At 64.3% G+C, this 13,986-nt stretch carries 15 protein-coding genes; 9 read left to right on the forward strand and 6 right to left on the reverse strand.

Annotation, left to right across the window (positions count from 1 at the left end; translation table 11 throughout):
* Window positions 1–16: 16 nt before the first annotated feature.
* Window positions 17–1,003, forward strand: a complete 987-nt coding sequence (locus ACFFUC_RS04025) for a GNAT family N-acetyltransferase (protein ID WP_377683781.1) — start codon at window positions 17–19, stop codon at window positions 1,001–1,003.
* A 27-nt stretch (window positions 1,004–1,030) separates the two neighbouring features.
* Here ACFFUC_RS04025 and ACFFUC_RS04030 read toward each other — a convergent pair whose 3' ends face one another.
* From ACFFUC_RS04030 to hisA, 4 genes are read right to left on the reverse strand one after another with little or no spacing between them, the layout of a single operon-like run.
* Window positions 1,031–1,345 carry a phosphoribosyl-ATP diphosphatase gene (locus ACFFUC_RS04030; RefSeq protein ID WP_377683783.1) on the reverse strand — a complete coding sequence of 105 codons (315 nt, stop codon included), beginning with the start codon at window positions 1,343–1,345 and terminating at the stop codon, window positions 1,031–1,033.
* Window positions 1,342–2,103: an imidazole glycerol phosphate synthase subunit HisF gene (hisF, locus tag ACFFUC_RS04035; RefSeq protein ID WP_377683785.1), complete on the reverse strand. Its 762-nt coding sequence runs from the start codon at window positions 2,101–2,103 to the stop codon at window positions 1,342–1,344. The genes ACFFUC_RS04030 and hisF overlap by 4 nt, the downstream gene beginning before the upstream one ends.
* 22 nt (window positions 2,104–2,125) lie before the next feature.
* The gene (locus tag ACFFUC_RS04040) at window positions 2,126–2,524 is read right to left on the reverse strand and encodes a hypothetical protein (protein WP_377683787.1); all 399 of its coding nucleotides are present in this window, start codon (window positions 2,522–2,524) and stop codon (window positions 2,126–2,128) included.
* A 9-nt stretch (window positions 2,525–2,533) separates the two neighbouring features.
* Complete coding sequence (gene hisA, locus ACFFUC_RS04045) at window positions 2,534–3,250, reverse strand: 1-(5-phosphoribosyl)-5-[(5-phosphoribosylamino)methylideneamino]imidazole-4-carboxamide isomerase (RefSeq protein WP_377683789.1); 717 nt, start codon at window positions 3,248–3,250, stop codon at window positions 2,534–2,536.
* Window positions 3,251–3,450: 200 nt separating this feature from the next.
* Here hisA and ACFFUC_RS04050 point away from each other — a divergent pair, with 200 nt between their 5' ends.
* On the forward strand, window positions 3,451–3,837 hold the full coding sequence (locus ACFFUC_RS04050; protein WP_377683791.1) for a DUF2147 domain-containing protein: 387 nt from the start codon (window positions 3,451–3,453) through the stop codon (window positions 3,835–3,837).
* Between the two features lie 76 nt (window positions 3,838–3,913).
* Here the strand turns inward: ACFFUC_RS04050 and hisH are convergent, their stop codons facing one another.
* Both hisH and hisB read right to left on the reverse strand, forming a co-directional pair.
* Window positions 3,914–4,549, reverse strand: coding sequence for an imidazole glycerol phosphate synthase subunit HisH (gene hisH / locus ACFFUC_RS04055; protein ID WP_377683793.1), 636 nt, complete (start codon window positions 4,547–4,549; stop codon window positions 3,914–3,916).
* On the reverse strand, window positions 4,549–5,136 hold the full coding sequence (hisB, locus tag ACFFUC_RS04060; RefSeq protein WP_377683795.1) for an imidazoleglycerol-phosphate dehydratase HisB: 588 nt from the start codon (window positions 5,134–5,136) through the stop codon (window positions 4,549–4,551). Before hisB ends, hisH begins: the two co-directional genes overlap by 1 nt.
* Window positions 5,137–5,314: 178 nt before the next feature.
* Between hisB and ACFFUC_RS04065 the strand changes: the two genes are divergently transcribed.
* The 7 genes from ACFFUC_RS04065 (at window position 5,315) to carB (ending at window position 13,985) form a co-directional block, all read left to right on the forward strand.
* Complete coding sequence (locus tag ACFFUC_RS04065; RefSeq protein ID WP_377683797.1) at window positions 5,315–5,857, forward strand: hypothetical protein; 543 nt, start codon at window positions 5,315–5,317, stop codon at window positions 5,855–5,857.
* 2 nt (window positions 5,858–5,859) lie between these two features.
* Window positions 5,860–6,225, forward strand: a complete 366-nt coding sequence (locus ACFFUC_RS04070; protein WP_377683799.1) for a cell division protein ZapA — start codon at window positions 5,860–5,862, stop codon at window positions 6,223–6,225.
* A 438-nt stretch (window positions 6,226–6,663) separates the two neighbouring features.
* The gene (locus ACFFUC_RS04075) at window positions 6,664–7,722 is read left to right on the forward strand and encodes a sulfate ABC transporter substrate-binding protein (protein WP_377683801.1); all 1,059 of its coding nucleotides are present in this window, start codon (window positions 6,664–6,666) and stop codon (window positions 7,720–7,722) included.
* 12 nt (window positions 7,723–7,734) lie between these two features.
* Window positions 7,735–8,616 carry a sulfate ABC transporter permease subunit CysT gene (gene cysT / locus ACFFUC_RS04080; RefSeq protein WP_377683803.1) on the forward strand — a complete coding sequence of 294 codons (882 nt, stop codon included), beginning with the start codon at window positions 7,735–7,737 and terminating at the stop codon, window positions 8,614–8,616.
* Entirely contained in the window at window positions 8,609–9,490 is an 882-nt protein-coding gene (gene cysW / locus ACFFUC_RS04085; protein ID WP_377683805.1) for a sulfate ABC transporter permease subunit CysW, read from the forward strand. The genes cysT and cysW overlap by 8 nt, the downstream gene beginning before the upstream one ends.
* 54 nt (window positions 9,491–9,544) lie before the next feature.
* Entirely contained in the window at window positions 9,545–10,264 is a 720-nt protein-coding gene (locus tag ACFFUC_RS04090) for a sulfate/molybdate ABC transporter ATP-binding protein (protein ID WP_377683807.1), read from the forward strand.
* 388 nt (window positions 10,265–10,652) lie between these two features.
* On the forward strand, window positions 10,653–13,985 hold the full coding sequence (gene carB / locus ACFFUC_RS04095) for a carbamoyl-phosphate synthase large subunit (RefSeq protein WP_377683808.1): 3,333 nt from the start codon (window positions 10,653–10,655) through the stop codon (window positions 13,983–13,985).
* The last annotated feature ends 1 nt before the right edge of the window (window position 13,986 follow it).

Raw genomic sequence — 13,986 nt, forward strand, 5'->3', positions numbered from 1 at the left:
GCGAAGGATCCGTCAGATGCGTGTAACGCTTGCTCGACCTCAGGCAGCCGACACGTCTGCAATCGCTCTTGCGATGACGGATCCTTTTTTCTCGAGCTGGCTCAGCTCCTTTCCCTTTCCCCATGATCGCGGCGAGAAAGATCCCGCGCCCGATCCCTCGGGCGTGGGGGAATTCGCGATCAGGGTGGACGGGCATTTTGCCGGTTTGGTGATAGCCGCACCCGAGGTCGGTTTCTGGGTGGGCAGCCCTTACCGGCGCAAAGGCGTGGCCCTGCGCGCGGGCACGCTGGCCCTGTCGCGCTATTTCGCCAGCGGGGCCGAGGTCGCCTATGCGCGCACGCAGCTGTCGAACAGCGCGATGCGCGCCACGCTCGAGCGTCTCGGCTTCAAGCTCGAGGGGGCCAGCGGGACGGTCGATCCGGAACAGGACGGGCTGCTGTTGCTCCACCGTCTGGAAGCTGCGGATTTCGCGGCGAGGCGGCCCCTGATCATCTCGACACCGCGCTGCGTCATCGAGCGCGTCGCAGTCCCGAGCGGCGGCGGGCTGTCGCGGATCGTGCCGGGCCTCGCGCTCGGCGGGCTTTTGGACTTCAAGGCCGCGGAACAGGCGCGCGGCATGGTCGCGCATTTCTCGGGGATGCAGGGCGCCAGCATGCTCAGGATCAGCTCCGGCGGGCGGCCGGTCGGGCTGATCGAAATCGGTCCGGGGCGCGAGCCAGCACTGGCGATCTGGCTGTCCCCCGAGATCCGCGGCCGCGGCATCGGTACCGAAGTGCTGCCCGCCGTCTGCACAGAGCTTGGCGACCGCTATGCTTTGGGTTCGATCTGGGCCGATGTCGCCATGGAAAACCGCGCGGCGCGACGGTTGTTCCTGCATTCGGGTTTTGTCGCCGAACGGCCGGTCATGGTCCGCCCGCTTCCCGACACCCGCGAAGGCACGACCAACACCGACGCTTTGCGCGACGGCCTTGGCGGCATGCGCTTTCGCCTGCTCCTCAACTGACGCGAGGGGCAGCGGCGCGGCTGATGATCAGCGCGCGGCCTTTTCGGCGATGCCCGAGCGGCTCTCGCGCTGTTCGAGCTCGGCCAGAACCGCGTCGAGCGAGACATTGCGCGCGGCCAGCATCACCAGCAGGTGGTAGAGCACATCGGCCGCTTCGGAGGTCAGCCGCCCACGGTCGCCCTTGACGGCCTCGATGATCGCTTCGACCGCTTCCTCGCCGAATTTCTCGGCACATTTTTCGGGGCCTTTCGCCAGAAGCTGGGCGGTCCAGCTTTCCTTGGGATCGGCGCCACGGCGCGCGTCGATGGTCGCGGCCAGACGGGTCAGGGCATTGTCGCTCATGCGAGCCTCATGGGGATGCCGGCGGCGGCCATATGGGCCTTGGCCTCGCCGATGGTGAAGGTGCCGAAGTGGAAGACCGAGGCGGCGAGAACCGCGCTGGCATGGCCCTCGGTCACGCCCTCGACGAGATGGTCGAGCGTGCCGACGCCGCCCGAGGCGATGACGGGGATCGTGACCGCATCGGCGATCGCGCGGGTCAGCGGCAGATTGAAGCCCGCGCGCGTCCCGTCGCGGTCCATACTGGTCAGCAAGATCTCTCCCGCGCCTTTGGCGGCGATGGTGCGCGCGAATTCGACGGCATCGATGCCGGTCTCCTTGCGCCCGCCATGGGTAAAGATCTCCCATTTGCCGGGGGCGACGGTCTTGGCGTCGATGGCGCAGACGATGCATTGGCTGCCGAACCGCTCGGCGGCCTCGGCGATGACATCGGGATTGGCGACGGCGGCCGAGTTGAAGCTGACCTTGTCGGCGCCGGCGAGCAGCAGGTCGCGCACGTCGTGGTGGCTGCGCACGCCGCCGCCCACGGTGAGCGGGATGAAACATTGCTCGGCGGTGCGGGTGACCAGATCGAACATCGTGCCGCGGTTCTCCACCGTGGCATGGATGTCGAGGAAGCAGAGCTCGTCGGCACCCGCCGCGTCATAGGCGCGCGCGGCCTCGACCGGATCACCGGCATCGACGAGATCGACGAAATTGACACCCTTGACCACGCGGCCGTCGGCGACGTCGAGACAGGGAATGATGCGGGTTTTCAGCATGGGGCCTCCTGACAGGACTGACTTAATCCTTCGGTGCGTCGGGGGAAAGGGATGGTGCGGCATCGCCGCTCTTTTCGGCGTTCCGCTTTTGGGCGGTATATCGTGCATGACCCTCGGTCAGAAGGACGAGGGCGAGCAGGGCGGGCGCCCAGATCACGAAGGCGATGATCCCGAACAGCATCGGGAAGACCAGCGCGTTGATCAGCGGGACGGGCAGGCTCGGGCATTGGGCCGGCCCATAGGTCAGGTCTTGCGCGGGCGCGCAGACCGCACCGAGAAACACCATCGAGGAAAAGGTGAGACCCGCGCAAACCGCCATGACGGCCAGCCCGAGCCGCGCCACTCGCGCGAGCGCGAAATGGCGCAGCAACATGATCCAGATCGGCGAGGTGACGGCCAGCACTTCGAGAAGGGCGACCATCTCCGAGCCTTACTTCAAAAAGGCGAGCGCCGCGCCGAGATCGATCGCGCCGTCGTAAAGCGCGCGCCCCGAAATCGCGCCCGCGATCACGCCGGTTGCCTTGAGCGCGGCCAGATCCTCCATCGAGGATACCCCGCCCGAAGCGATCACGGGGATCGAGACGGCACGGGCCAAAGCCTCGGTCGCTGCGGTGTTCGGCCCGCCCATCGCGCCGTCGCGGTCGATGTCGGTATAGATGATCGCGGCGACGCCCGCGTCCTCGAACTGCCGCGCGAGATCGGTCGCATCGACATCGGTCTCCTCGGCCCAGCCGCGCGTCGCGACCTTGCCTTTGCGCGCGTCGATGCCCACCGCGATCTTGCCGGGGAAGGCACCCGCCGCCTCGCGCACAAGCGCAGGATTCTCGACCGCGACCGTGCCCAGAATGACGCGCGAGAGGCCGCGCTCGATCCATGCCCCGATCGTGGCCATATCGCGAATGCCGCCGCCCAGCTGCGCGGGGATCGAGGTCGCGGCCAGAATGGCCTCGACTGCCGCACCATTGACCGGATGACCCGCGAAAGCGCCGTTCAGATCGACGAGATGCAGCCATTCCGCGCCCGCATCCTGAAACGCGCGTGCCTGAGCTGCCGGATCGGTCCCGAAAACCGTCGCCGCATCCATTTCGCCGCGCAAGAGCCGCACGCAATTGCCGTCCTTGAGGTCGATCGCGGGGTAAAGGATCATCGCATCTCTCCTGAAAATGCCTTGCGGCAAGGGCCACGGCCCCTTTTCAATCCCCTTGCCACATCCCCGCGCCTTCATCAAACCCCCCGCCGCCGCGATTGTCGCGTTTGGCGCGCTTGCGGGACCCGACGTTACAGTTGATCGCAAGCCGCCAGCAGCCGCATCCTTCCTGTCAGGGAAGGCTTCATCGGGAGGAAATCGTGAAAGCTTATCTTTACGCAGCCGTCATGGCGCTGACCGCAGGCATGGCGCAAGCCGATGGAATCAGCGGGATCTTCCAGACACAGGCCAATGACCAGGGCCATATCGGCATGGTCGAATTCTACGATTGCGGCGGCAAGTATTGCGGCAAGCTCGTCCGCTCCTTCGACAAGAGCGGCAACGAGATCGCGAGCAATGCGACGGGCAAAAATATCGTCGCCAATATGAACGACAACGGCGACAATTCTTTTTCGGGCGGCACGATCTGGGACCCGGGCGCCGACAAGACCTACAAGTCGAAAATGACGCTCAAGGGCAATACGCTCAGCGTTTCGGGCTGTGTCACGGTCTTCTGCAAGACCCAGACCTGGCGTCGCGCGCAATAAGCCGGCGCGTCCAAACCAACTTTCATGGCGAAATATCCTGCGGGGGTCCGGGGGCGCAAAGCCTCCGGCCTTTTCGTCAGGGCTGCCAGCGCAGGAAATTTGTCAACAGCCGCAAGCCGACGGCTTGGGATTTCTCGGGGTGGAACTGCATGCCGACGACATTGTCGCGCCCGACGATCGCGGTGACCTGTCCGCCATAATCGACCGAGGCGATCAGATCGGCAGGATCGCTGACCGCGAACTGCCAGCTATGGACGAAATAGGTGTGATCGCCGTCCTTGATCCCGTCCAGAACCGGATGCGGGCGGTGCAGGTGCAGATCGTTCCAGCCCATATGCGGCACTTTCAGCGCGGGATCTGCCGGCGCGATTGCGACGATCTCGCCACCGATCCAGCCCAGACCGTCGGTCAGGCGGTACTCGTGCCCGCGCTCGGCCAGCATCTGCATGCCGACACAGATCCCGAGAAAGGGTACTGCGCGGCGGGTAACCGCCTCTTCGAGCGCCTCGATCATGCCGGGCACCGCGCCCAAAGCCTCGCGGCAGGCCGGAAAAGCGCCGTCACCGGGCAAAACGATGCGGTCGGCAGCGGCGACGACACGCGGATCCGCTGTCACCTCGACCGTCACACCGGCTTCGTTGCCCGCGCGGATCAGCGCCTTTGCCGCGGAATGGAGGTTGCCGCTTTCGTAATCGACCAGCGCAACCCGCATCACAAAGCACCCTTGGTCGAGGGCAGCACGCCCGCCATGCGCGGATCGGGCTCGACCGCCTCGCGCAGGGCCCGCGCCACCGCCTTGAAGGTCGCTTCGGCAAGGTGGTGGCTGTTGAAGCCGTGGATGCGGTCGATATGGAGCGTGATCCCGCCATGGGTCGAGAGCGCCTGAAAGAACTCGCGCACCAGCTCGGTGTCGAACTGGCCGATTTTCTGGGTCGGGAAATCGAGGTTCCAGACCAGATAGGGCCGTGCCGACAGATCCAGCGCCGCGCGGATCTGGGTGTCGTCCATCGCAAGGTTGAAAGCGCCGTAGCGGCGGATGCCACGCTTGTCGCCCAAAGCCTTGACCAGTGCCTGACCGATGGTGATGCCGGTATCCTCGACCGTGTGGTGATCGTCGATATGGAGGTCTCCGGTCGCGCGGACGCTGATGTCGATCAGCGAATGGCGTGCCAGCTGGTCGAGCATGTGATCGAAAAAGCCCACGCCGGTCTGGTTGTCGTAACGGCCGGTCCCGTCGAGGTCGAGCGTGACCTCGATCTTGGTTTCGGCTGTCTCGCGGATGATCGTGGCGCGGCGCATCGGCAATCCCTCATGATGTGACGCCACCTTATAGGTCGCTCCGACCGCCCTGAAAAGCACCGCTTTCCCCGTAAAGTCGCGGGTTTTCGCGTCCAGCGGCCGCTCTCTTGCCGCGCATCCTTGTCATAAGGGCCGCAGGATGCCAAAAAGTTCGGGATTATCTGAAAGGATGCAGACCATGATCGGCAACCTGACCACCAGTGAGAAGCGTCTTCTGGCCGCACTGGACAGGATCGATACTTCGATCGAACGCGCGGCAAAGGATCTGCGCAACGGGGCGGCGGCGGATGCCGGGTCCCGCACACAAGGCGGTGCGTCTGACGGCGAAGCGGCCGCAGCCGCCGAAGAAAACCGGCGTCTGGCGGAGGAGCTTGCGGCTGCCGGAGCGCGCAATGCCGCGCTCGAGGCCGAACTCGCCATCGCAGCGGCGCAACTGGCCGAGCTCTCGGCCGCGAACGAAGCGCTCGCACAGGCCAACCACCAGCTTTTGCTGCGCGCCGATAGCGGCTCTACCGGTGCCGACGAGGCTTGGGCCGCGCTCGAGGCCGAAAACGCCGCATTGCGTCTGGCGCGCGAGGCCGAGATCAACCGGATCGGTGCCATTGTTGCTGCTCTGGACGAAATGTTGGGCGAAGGCGCCGCCGACAGCCTGCTTTTGCCCGGCGACAGCCTTTCGGCAGAGAGCCGGACGGATGATCAGGAAACGGATGAGGGGCGCTAGCAATGGCTGAAGTCGATTTCACCATCGGCCACAAGGATTATACCGTGGCCTGTCAGGAGGGCGAGGAGCGTCTGCTCAAACGCGCCGCGGGCATGCTGGATGCCGAGGCGCAGCAGATCCTTGGTCAGGCCGGCCGCATGCCCGAGCCGCGGCTTTTGCTGCTGGCGGGGCTGATGCTCGCCGACCGCACCTCGGCGCTCGAGGATCGCGCGGTTGCGGCAGAACGCGAGTTGGCCCGTCTCAAGGCCAATCCGGCGCGGGTCGAAGTGCCGGTCGTGCCGCAGGGCGTGGCCGATGCGCTGGCCGATCTGGCCGCAAGGGCCGAGGCTTTGGCGCAGAAGGCCGAAGATAGCCTGAAACAGGGTTAGGACGGGACGGGCGGGCGCAGTCCCGCCCTTTGATATCCCGCACGAGAAAAAGGCCGGACGGAAGTCCGGCCTTTTTCTTTGGCATGACGTCCGGCAGTCCCTTTTGTGTGACCTTCGTACCTGCGGCCGGTTTTTTCCGCATTCGGCCTGTGTGACGACAAGAACCTTTCCCGTCGATTCCGGCCACCGAAAGTGATTCGCGGTGCTTTTGGCGCGGGGTCGGGCGCGAAATCTCCAATCATTGGCGAATATTGTCGTGGGACGGCAGTGCGGGGCAGGGAGGACGTTCCGGAAAAGGCGGGAAAATAAAAACATCTTAAACACGATAAGTTTTAGCGTAATTATTTTCTTGATAAACGCGAGTAAGTCGGTCGATATTTATGTCCAGCAAGAGGCGCCGCCACCGGCAGCCCGGAAAACGCAGGAAGGAAGACCAGAATGATCCGCTCTGACCGCTCGAAGACCGCGCCCGTTCCGCCCCATGCGCAGCCGCGCGCCCACAGGCCTTTGCGCCGTTTCGTGGCAAGTGTCGTGACCGCTTTCACGCTTGCGCTCGGCCCCCAGACCGCCAGCGCCGCCGACAGCCTGCTCAACGTCAGCTACGACCCGACCCGCGAGCTCTACCGCGCCGTGAACGAGGCTTTTGCCGCGAAATGGGAGGCCGACGGCCATGAAAAGCCCCAGCTCGAAAGCTCGCATGGCGGCTCCGGTTCGCAGGCGCGGGCGGTGATCGACGGGCTTGGCGCGCAGGTCGTCACGCTGGCCTTGGGTGCCGATATCGACCAGATCGCGGCCAAGGGCCTTTTGCCCGAAGATTGGCAGACCCGCCTGCCGCACAACTCCTCGCCCTATACGTCGACGATCGTTTTCCTCGTCCGCGAGGGCAATCCCAAGGGCATCAAGGATTGGGGCGATCTGACCAAAGAGGGCGTCGAGGTCATCACGCCGAACCCGAAAACCTCGGGCGGGGCGCGCTGGAACTACCTTGCAGCTTGGGCCTGGGCGCAAAAGAACGGCCAGGACCCCAAGGAATTCGTCGGCGCGATCTATAAAAACGTGCCGGTTCTCGACAGCGGGGCGCGCGGATCGACCACGACCTTCACCCAGCGCGGTATCGGCGACGTCCTGCTGGCATGGGAGAACGAGGCCTATCTGGCGCTGCAGGAGCTCGGAGAGGGCGAGTTCGACATCGTGGCACCGTCCGTCTCGATCCTGACCGAGCCGCCCGTGGCGATTGTCGACAAGAACATCACCAGCGAAAGCCAAGGCGAACTGGCGAAGGCCTATCTCGACTATCTCTATTCGCCCGAAGGTCAGGCGATCATCTACAAGAATTTTTATCGCGGCTGGGACGCCTCCAAGGCAGATCCGGCTGATGTCGCCCGCTTCCCCGCGCTCGATCTGGTGACGATCGCCGATTTCGGCGGCTGGAAACAGGCGCAGGCCGAGCATTTCGGCGACGGCGGCACCTTCGACCAGATCTATACCGCGAAGTAAGGCGCTACGGTCATGAAAGCGCTCGTGCAAAAATCCCCCATGCCGGGTTTCGGCCTCGGCATGGGCATTACCCTGACCATGCTGTCGCTGGTCGTGCTTTTGCCGATCGGGGCGCTTTTGCTCTTTGGTCTGAACTTCGGCCCGTCGGAAATCTGGCGGGTCGTGAATACCGAAAGGGTTTGGGGGGCGCTGTTTCTGTCCTTCCGGATCTCGCTGATGGCGGCGGTCTTCAACCTTGTCTTCGGCGTTGCTTTGGCTTGGGTCCTGTCGCGTTACGACTTCCCCGGTCGGCGCATTGTCGATGCGGTTGTCGATCTGCCCTTCGCCCTGCCGACGGCGGTTGCGGGCATTGCGCTGACGACGCTTTACGCGCCGAACGGAGTCTTTGGCGCCTTCGTCAAGAACCATCTCGCGCCGGCGGCCAACAGCGTCTTCGGGGTCTTCGGCATCGAGTTTTCAGGCAAGATCGCCTATACGCAATGGGGCATCCTGATCGCGCTGATCTTTGTCGGCCTGCCCTTCGTCGTGCGCACGGTCCAGCCGGTGATCGGCGAGATCGAGCGCGAGGTCGAGGAGGCCTCGGCCACATTGGGCGCAACGCGCGCCTATACGCTGCGCCGCGTCGTCCTGCCGATGCTGGCTCCCGCCGCGCTGACGGGCTTTGCGCTGTCGCTGGCGCGTGCGGTCGGCGAATACGGCTCGGTCATTTTCATCGCGGGCAATATCCCGATGAAAACCGAGATTGCGCCCCTGCTGATCGTGATCCGGCTTGAAGAGTTCGACTATGGCGGAGCCTCGGCGATCGGGATCGCCATGCTCGCGATCTCGTTCAGCATGCTGCTGGCCATCAACCTCATCCAGATCTGGAGCAGACGGAGAATCGGCAATGTCTGAGACCTCTCTTCATCCCGCTGTGCCCGCGCGCAAATGGCAGCCCGTCACCGAAGAAAAGCGGCCCTTCCGTATCGCGCTCATCGTGATCTGCCTTGTGCTGCTTGCCCTGTTGGTCGTGGCCCCGCTTGCCGTGGTCTTTGCCGAGGCCTTGGCCAAAGGCGGTCGTGCCGCTTTGGCCTCGCTCGGCGCGCCCGAGGCGCGCTCGGCCATCCGGCTCACGCTTCTGGTCGCGGGGATCACCGTGCCTTTGAACGCGGTCTTCGGACTGGCGGCGGCATGGGTGATCACCAAGTTCGATTTTCGCGGCAAGGCCTTTCTGATTACGCTGATCGACCTGCCGTTCTCGGTCTCTCCGGTGGTTGCGGGTCTGGCGCTGGTCCTGCTTTTCGGGGTGAACAGCCTGTTTGGCGGCTGGCTGGTCGGCATGGGCTATCCGGTGATCTTTGCGCTGCCCGGCATCGTGCTGGCCTCGATGTTCGTGACCTTTCCCTTCGTCGCCCGCGAGCTCATCCCCGTGATGATCGAGCAGGGCCGCACCGAGGAGGAGGCCGCGCTCACCCTTGGCGCCTCGGGCTGGCGGACGTTTCTGACCGTGACCCTGCCCAATATCAAATGGGCGCTGCTTTACGGCGTGCTTCTGAGCAATGCCCGCGCGATGGGCGAGTTCGGGGCGGTGGCGGTCGTCTCGGGCAAGATCCGCGGCCAGACCGCGACCATGCCGATCGCGATCGAAATGGCCTATAACGAGTATCTCTCGGTCGCGGCTTTCAGCATGGCGGCGGTGCTTGCCGCGCTGGCGCTGGTGACCTTGCTGCTCAAAACCGTTCTCGAATGGCGCTTTGCCGACCAGCTTGCTTCGGGGCGCCGCCACTGAGGCGCGCCCTCCCATCATGACACGGCCCCGGGGCCGGGGATGAAAGGTTTGCACATGCATATCGAAATCGACGAAATCGCGAAAAGCTTTGGTGTGACCTCTGCGCTGCATCCGGTCAGCCTCAAGATCCCTTCGGGGGCTCTGGTGGCGCTGCTGGGGCCGTCGGGTTCGGGGAAGACCACGCTCCTGCGCATATTGGGCGGGCTGGAGTTTCCGACCTCGGGGCGGGTGCTTTTTGACGGGCAGGATGCGACGGGCCTGACCGTGCAGGAGCGCCGCGCGGGCTTTGTGTTCCAGAGCTATGCGCTCTTTCGCCATATGACGGTGTTCGAGAATATCGCCTACGGGCTGCGCGCGCGTCCGCGCCGGAGCCGACCGACCAATGCCGAGATCGACCGCCGCGTGCACAAGCTGCTCGAGTTGATCCAGCTGCCCGATATCGGCAAGCGCTTCCCGAGCCAGCTTTCGGGCGGCCAGCGCCAGCGTGTGGCTCTGGCGCGCGCCATTGCGATCGAACCGCGGATGTTGCTGCTCGACGAGCCCTTCGGGGCGCTGGATGCGCGGGTGCGCAAGGAGCTGCGGGCGGGCCTGCGCGATATCCACGATTCCACCGGCCTGACCTCGATCTTCGTGACCCATGACCAGGAAGAGGCGATGGAGCTTGCCGATCTCGTGGTCGTCATGTCGATGGGCCGGATCGAGCAGGTCGGGCGTCCGCAAGATATCCGCGCGCGGCCCGCGACCGAATTCGTCAAAAGCTTCATCGACGCCTGAGGTCCTGTCGCCGGTACCCTTCCGTTCTGCGGGGCGGGTGCCGGTTGCGCTGTGGATTCGGGTATTGGGGTGATGAAGAAAGAGGTCAGCCTCCGGCATTTTTCCGTCTTTGTTTTGCGGGGCTTTGCCGTGTTTCGCCGTGGGGGCGGGGGCGGTCTTGACCTTGGGGTGTGACCCCGCCATGTTGGGCGCTTGCCGCAGGCGGCGGTGCCCCGATCCTTGGGGAAACAGCCCGCCCTGCGTCGGCAAACGGCTTGCGCGGGAGGCGGGGTCGATCAGGAGGCGCTGCTTTTCCGTACGGAAAAGCTGCCTCTACCCTTGCGCGCGGGCTTGCCATAGCTATAACGCCGGACGATTTATCTGCCGCCAACCGCCCGAGGACAAAGCCATGCCGAAAAGAACTGATATCAAATCCATCATGATCATCGGCGCAGGTCCCATCGTGATCGGGCAGGCCTGCGAGTTCGATTATTCGGGCGCACAGGCCTGCAAGGCCCTTCGCGAAGAAGGCTACCGCGTCATTCTGGTCAACTCCAACCCCGCGACGATCATGACCGATCCCGAGATGGCGGATGCGACCTATATCGAGCCGATCACCCCGGCCGTCGTCGAAAAGATCATCGCCAAAGAGCGCCCCGACGCGCTTTTGCCGACGATGGGCGGCCAGACCGGCCTGAACACCGCGCTTGCCCTGGCCGATATGGGCGTCCTCAACCGCTACGGCGTCGAGCTGATCGGGGCGCAGCGCGCCGCGATCGAAATGGCCGAAGACCGCAAGCTGTTCCGCGAGGCGATGGACCGCATCGGTCTGGAGAACCCCAAAGCCGACATCATCACCGCGCCGAAACTGCCCAACGGCAAGTTCGACATCTCGGCCGGTGTTGCCGAAGCGATGAAGTCGCTTGATCACATCGGTCTGCCCGCGATCATCCGTCCCGCCTTTACGCTGGGCGGCACCGGCGGGGGCGTGGCCTATAACCGCGACGATTACGAGGCGATCTGCCGCTCGGGTCTGGATGCATCGCCGATGGCGCAGATCCTCGTCGATGAATCGCTGCTCGGCTGGAAAGAATACGAGATGGAAGTCGTGCGCGACCGCAACGACAACGCCATCATCGTCTGCTCGATCGAAAACATCGATCCGATGGGCGTCCATACCGGCGATTCGATCACCGTCGCACCGGCACTGACGCTTTCGGACCGCGAATATCAGGCGATGCGCAACGCTTCGATCGCGGTTCTGCGCGAGATCGGCGTGGAAACCGGCGGCTCGAACGTGCAATGGGCGGTCAACCCTGCCGACGGCCGCATGGTCGTGATCGAGATGAACCCGCGCGTGTCGCGCTCTTCGGCGCTGGCCTCGAAAGCGACCGGCTTCCCGATCGCGAAAATCGCCGCGAAACTGGCGGTCGGCTATACGCTGGACGAGCTGGACAACGACATCACCAAAGTCACGCCCGCGTCCTTCGAGCCTTCGATCGACTATGTCGTGACGAAGATCCCGCGTTTCGCCTTCGAGAAATTCCCCGGCTCCAAGGCCGAGCTGACCACGGCGATGAAATCGGTAGGCGAGGTCATGGCGATCGGCCGGACCTTCCACGAATCGCTGCAAAAAGCGCTGTGCTCGATGGAGAACGGGCTGACCGGCCTCGACGATATCGAGATCCCCGGCGCGCCGGAAAAAGCCGCCGTCATCAAGGCGATCTCGGTCCAGACGCCCGACCGTCTGCGCCTGATCACCCAGGCGATGCGTCACGGTCTGAGCGATGACGAGATCCAGCAGGCGACCTCGTTCGATCCGTGGTTCCTTGCCCGTCTGCGCGAGATCGTCGAAATCGAAGCCGGCGTGATCGCCAATGGCCTGCCCTCGGATGTCGAAGGTCTTCGCAAGCTCAAGATGATGGGCTTCACCGATGCGCGTCTGGCCAAACTGGCCGGCAAGGCCGAGGCAGAGGTCCGCAAGACCCGCCGCGCGCTGCAGCTGCATCCGGTCTTCAAGCGCATCGACACCTGCGCCGCCGAATTCGAAGCGCAGACGCCCTATATGTATTCGACCTACGAAGCCCCCGCGATGGGCGATGTCGAAAACGAGGCGCGCCCGAGCGACCGCAAGAAAGTCGTCATCCTCGGCGGCGGCCCGAACCGGATCGGTCAGGGGATCGAATTCGACTATTGCTGCTGCCATGCATGTTTCTCGCTGTCCGATGTCGGCTACGAGACCATCATGATCAACTGCAACCCCGAGACGGTTTCGACCGATTACGACACCTCGGACCGCCTGTATTTCGAGCCGCTGACCTTTGAACATGTGCTGGAAATCCTGCGCATCGAGAAAGAAAACGGCACGCTTCACGGTGTGATCGTCCAGTTCGGCGGCCAGACCCCGCTGAAACTGGCGAATGCTTTGCAAGACGAAGGCATCCCGATCCTCGGCACCACGCCCGACGCGATCGACCTTGCCGAGGACCGCGAGCGTTTCCAGAAGCTGCTCAACGATCTGGGCCTCAAGCAGCCGATCAACGGCATCGCCCATACCGACGAGCAGGCGATCGAGATTGCCGAGCGCATCGGCTTCCCGCTGGTCATCCGTCCGTCCTATGTTCTGGGCGGCCGCGCGATGGAAATCGTGCGCGACATGGAGCAGCTCCACCGCTATATCCGCGAGGCCGTGCAGGTTTCGGGCGATAGCCCCGTTCTGCTCGACAGCTACCTTTCGGGCGCGATCGAGGTCGATGTCGACGCGCTGTGCGACGGCAAGAACGTCCATGTCGCGGGCATCATGGAGCATATCGAGGAGGCCGGCGTCCATTCGGGCGACAGTGCTTGCTCGCTTCCGCCCCATACGCTGACCCCTGCCGTCGTGGCCGAGCTGAAGGCGCAGACCGTCAAAATGGCGCTGGCGCTGAACGTGGTCGGTCTGATGAACGTCCAGTTCGCGATCAAGGGCGATACGATCTATGTCCTCGAAGTGAACCCGCGCGCCTCGCGTACGGTGCCTTTCGTCGCGAAAGCGACCGATAGCGCGATCGCTTCGATTGCGGCGCGTCTGATGGCGGGCGAAACGCTGGCGAGCTTCCCCGAGCGTCCGGCCTATCCCGAAGGCATTGCGGCCGATGCCGATCTGCCCTTCGCCGATCCGATGACTTTGGCCGATCCGAACACGCCGTGGTTCTCGGTCAAGGAAGCCGTGCTGCCCTTCGCCCGCTTCCCCGGCGTCGACACGCTGCTCGGGCCGGAGATGCGTTCGACCGGTGAAGTCATGGGTTGGGACCGCTCGTTCGCGCGCGCCTTCCTCAAGGCGCAGCTGGGTGCGGGCGTGGAACTGCCGAGCGAAGGCCGCGTCTTCATCTCGGTCAAGGATGCCGACAAGAGCGCCGATCTCGCGGCTGCCGCGCGTGATCTCGTCGATATGGGCTTCGTTCTGGTCGCAACCCGCGGCACGGCCGAATTCCTGCGCGAGGCAGGTGTTGCGACCGAGCTGGTGAACAAGGTCTACGAAGGCCGCCCGAACATCGTCGACCGCCTGAAAAACAGCGAGCTCGCCATGGTGCTCAACACCACCGAGGGCAAGCAGGCCATCGCCGATTCGCGCGAAATGCGTGCGGTCGCGCTTCACGGCAAGACGCCCTATTTCACCACGGCTGCCGGCTCGATCGCCGCAGTTGCCGCGATCAAATCGCGTGGCGAGGGCGAAATCAGCGTGCGGCCGCTGCAAGCCTGAG

It is taken from the genome of Paracoccus cavernae, assembly GCF_042430175.1.
Classification (GTDB): Bacteria; Pseudomonadota; Alphaproteobacteria; order Rhodobacterales; family Rhodobacteraceae; genus Paracoccus; species Paracoccus cavernae.

What these genes read in the sequence shown, in the direction of transcription:
- carB (WP_377683808.1), top strand. Translation starts at nt 10,653, where the DNA reads ATGCCGAAAAGAACTGATATCAAATCCATCATGATCATCGGCGCAGGT.
- ACFFUC_RS04030 (WP_377683783.1), bottom strand. Translation starts at nt 1,345, where the DNA reads ATGAGCGACAATGCCCTGACCCGTCTGGCCGCGACCATCGACGCGCGC.
- ACFFUC_RS04040 (WP_377683787.1), bottom strand. Translation starts at nt 2,524, where the DNA reads ATGGTCGCCCTTCTCGAAGTGCTGGCCGTCACCTCGCCGATCTGGATC.
- hisA (WP_377683789.1), bottom strand. Translation starts at nt 3,250, where the DNA reads ATGATCCTTTACCCCGCGATCGACCTCAAGGACGGCAATTGCGTGCGG.
- ACFFUC_RS04065 (WP_377683797.1), top strand. Translation starts at nt 5,315, where the DNA reads ATGATCGGCAACCTGACCACCAGTGAGAAGCGTCTTCTGGCCGCACTG.
- ACFFUC_RS04025 (WP_377683781.1), top strand. Translation starts at nt 17, where the DNA reads ATGCGTGTAACGCTTGCTCGACCTCAGGCAGCCGACACGTCTGCAATC.
- cysT (WP_377683803.1), top strand. Translation starts at nt 7,735, where the DNA reads ATGAAAGCGCTCGTGCAAAAATCCCCCATGCCGGGTTTCGGCCTCGGC.
- hisF (WP_377683785.1), bottom strand. Translation starts at nt 2,103, where the DNA reads ATGCTGAAAACCCGCATCATTCCCTGTCTCGACGTCGCCGACGGCCGC.
- ACFFUC_RS04075 (WP_377683801.1), top strand. Translation starts at nt 6,664, where the DNA reads ATGATCCGCTCTGACCGCTCGAAGACCGCGCCCGTTCCGCCCCATGCG.
- ACFFUC_RS04070 (WP_377683799.1), top strand. Translation starts at nt 5,860, where the DNA reads ATGGCTGAAGTCGATTTCACCATCGGCCACAAGGATTATACCGTGGCC.
- ACFFUC_RS04090 (WP_377683807.1), top strand. Translation starts at nt 9,545, where the DNA reads ATGCATATCGAAATCGACGAAATCGCGAAAAGCTTTGGTGTGACCTCT.
- hisB (WP_377683795.1), bottom strand. Translation starts at nt 5,136, where the DNA reads ATGCGCCGCGCCACGATCATCCGCGAGACAGCCGAAACCAAGATCGAG.
- hisH (WP_377683793.1), bottom strand. Translation starts at nt 4,549, where the DNA reads ATGCGGGTTGCGCTGGTCGATTACGAAAGCGGCAACCTCCATTCCGCG.
- cysW (WP_377683805.1), top strand. Translation starts at nt 8,609, where the DNA reads ATGTCTGAGACCTCTCTTCATCCCGCTGTGCCCGCGCGCAAATGGCAG.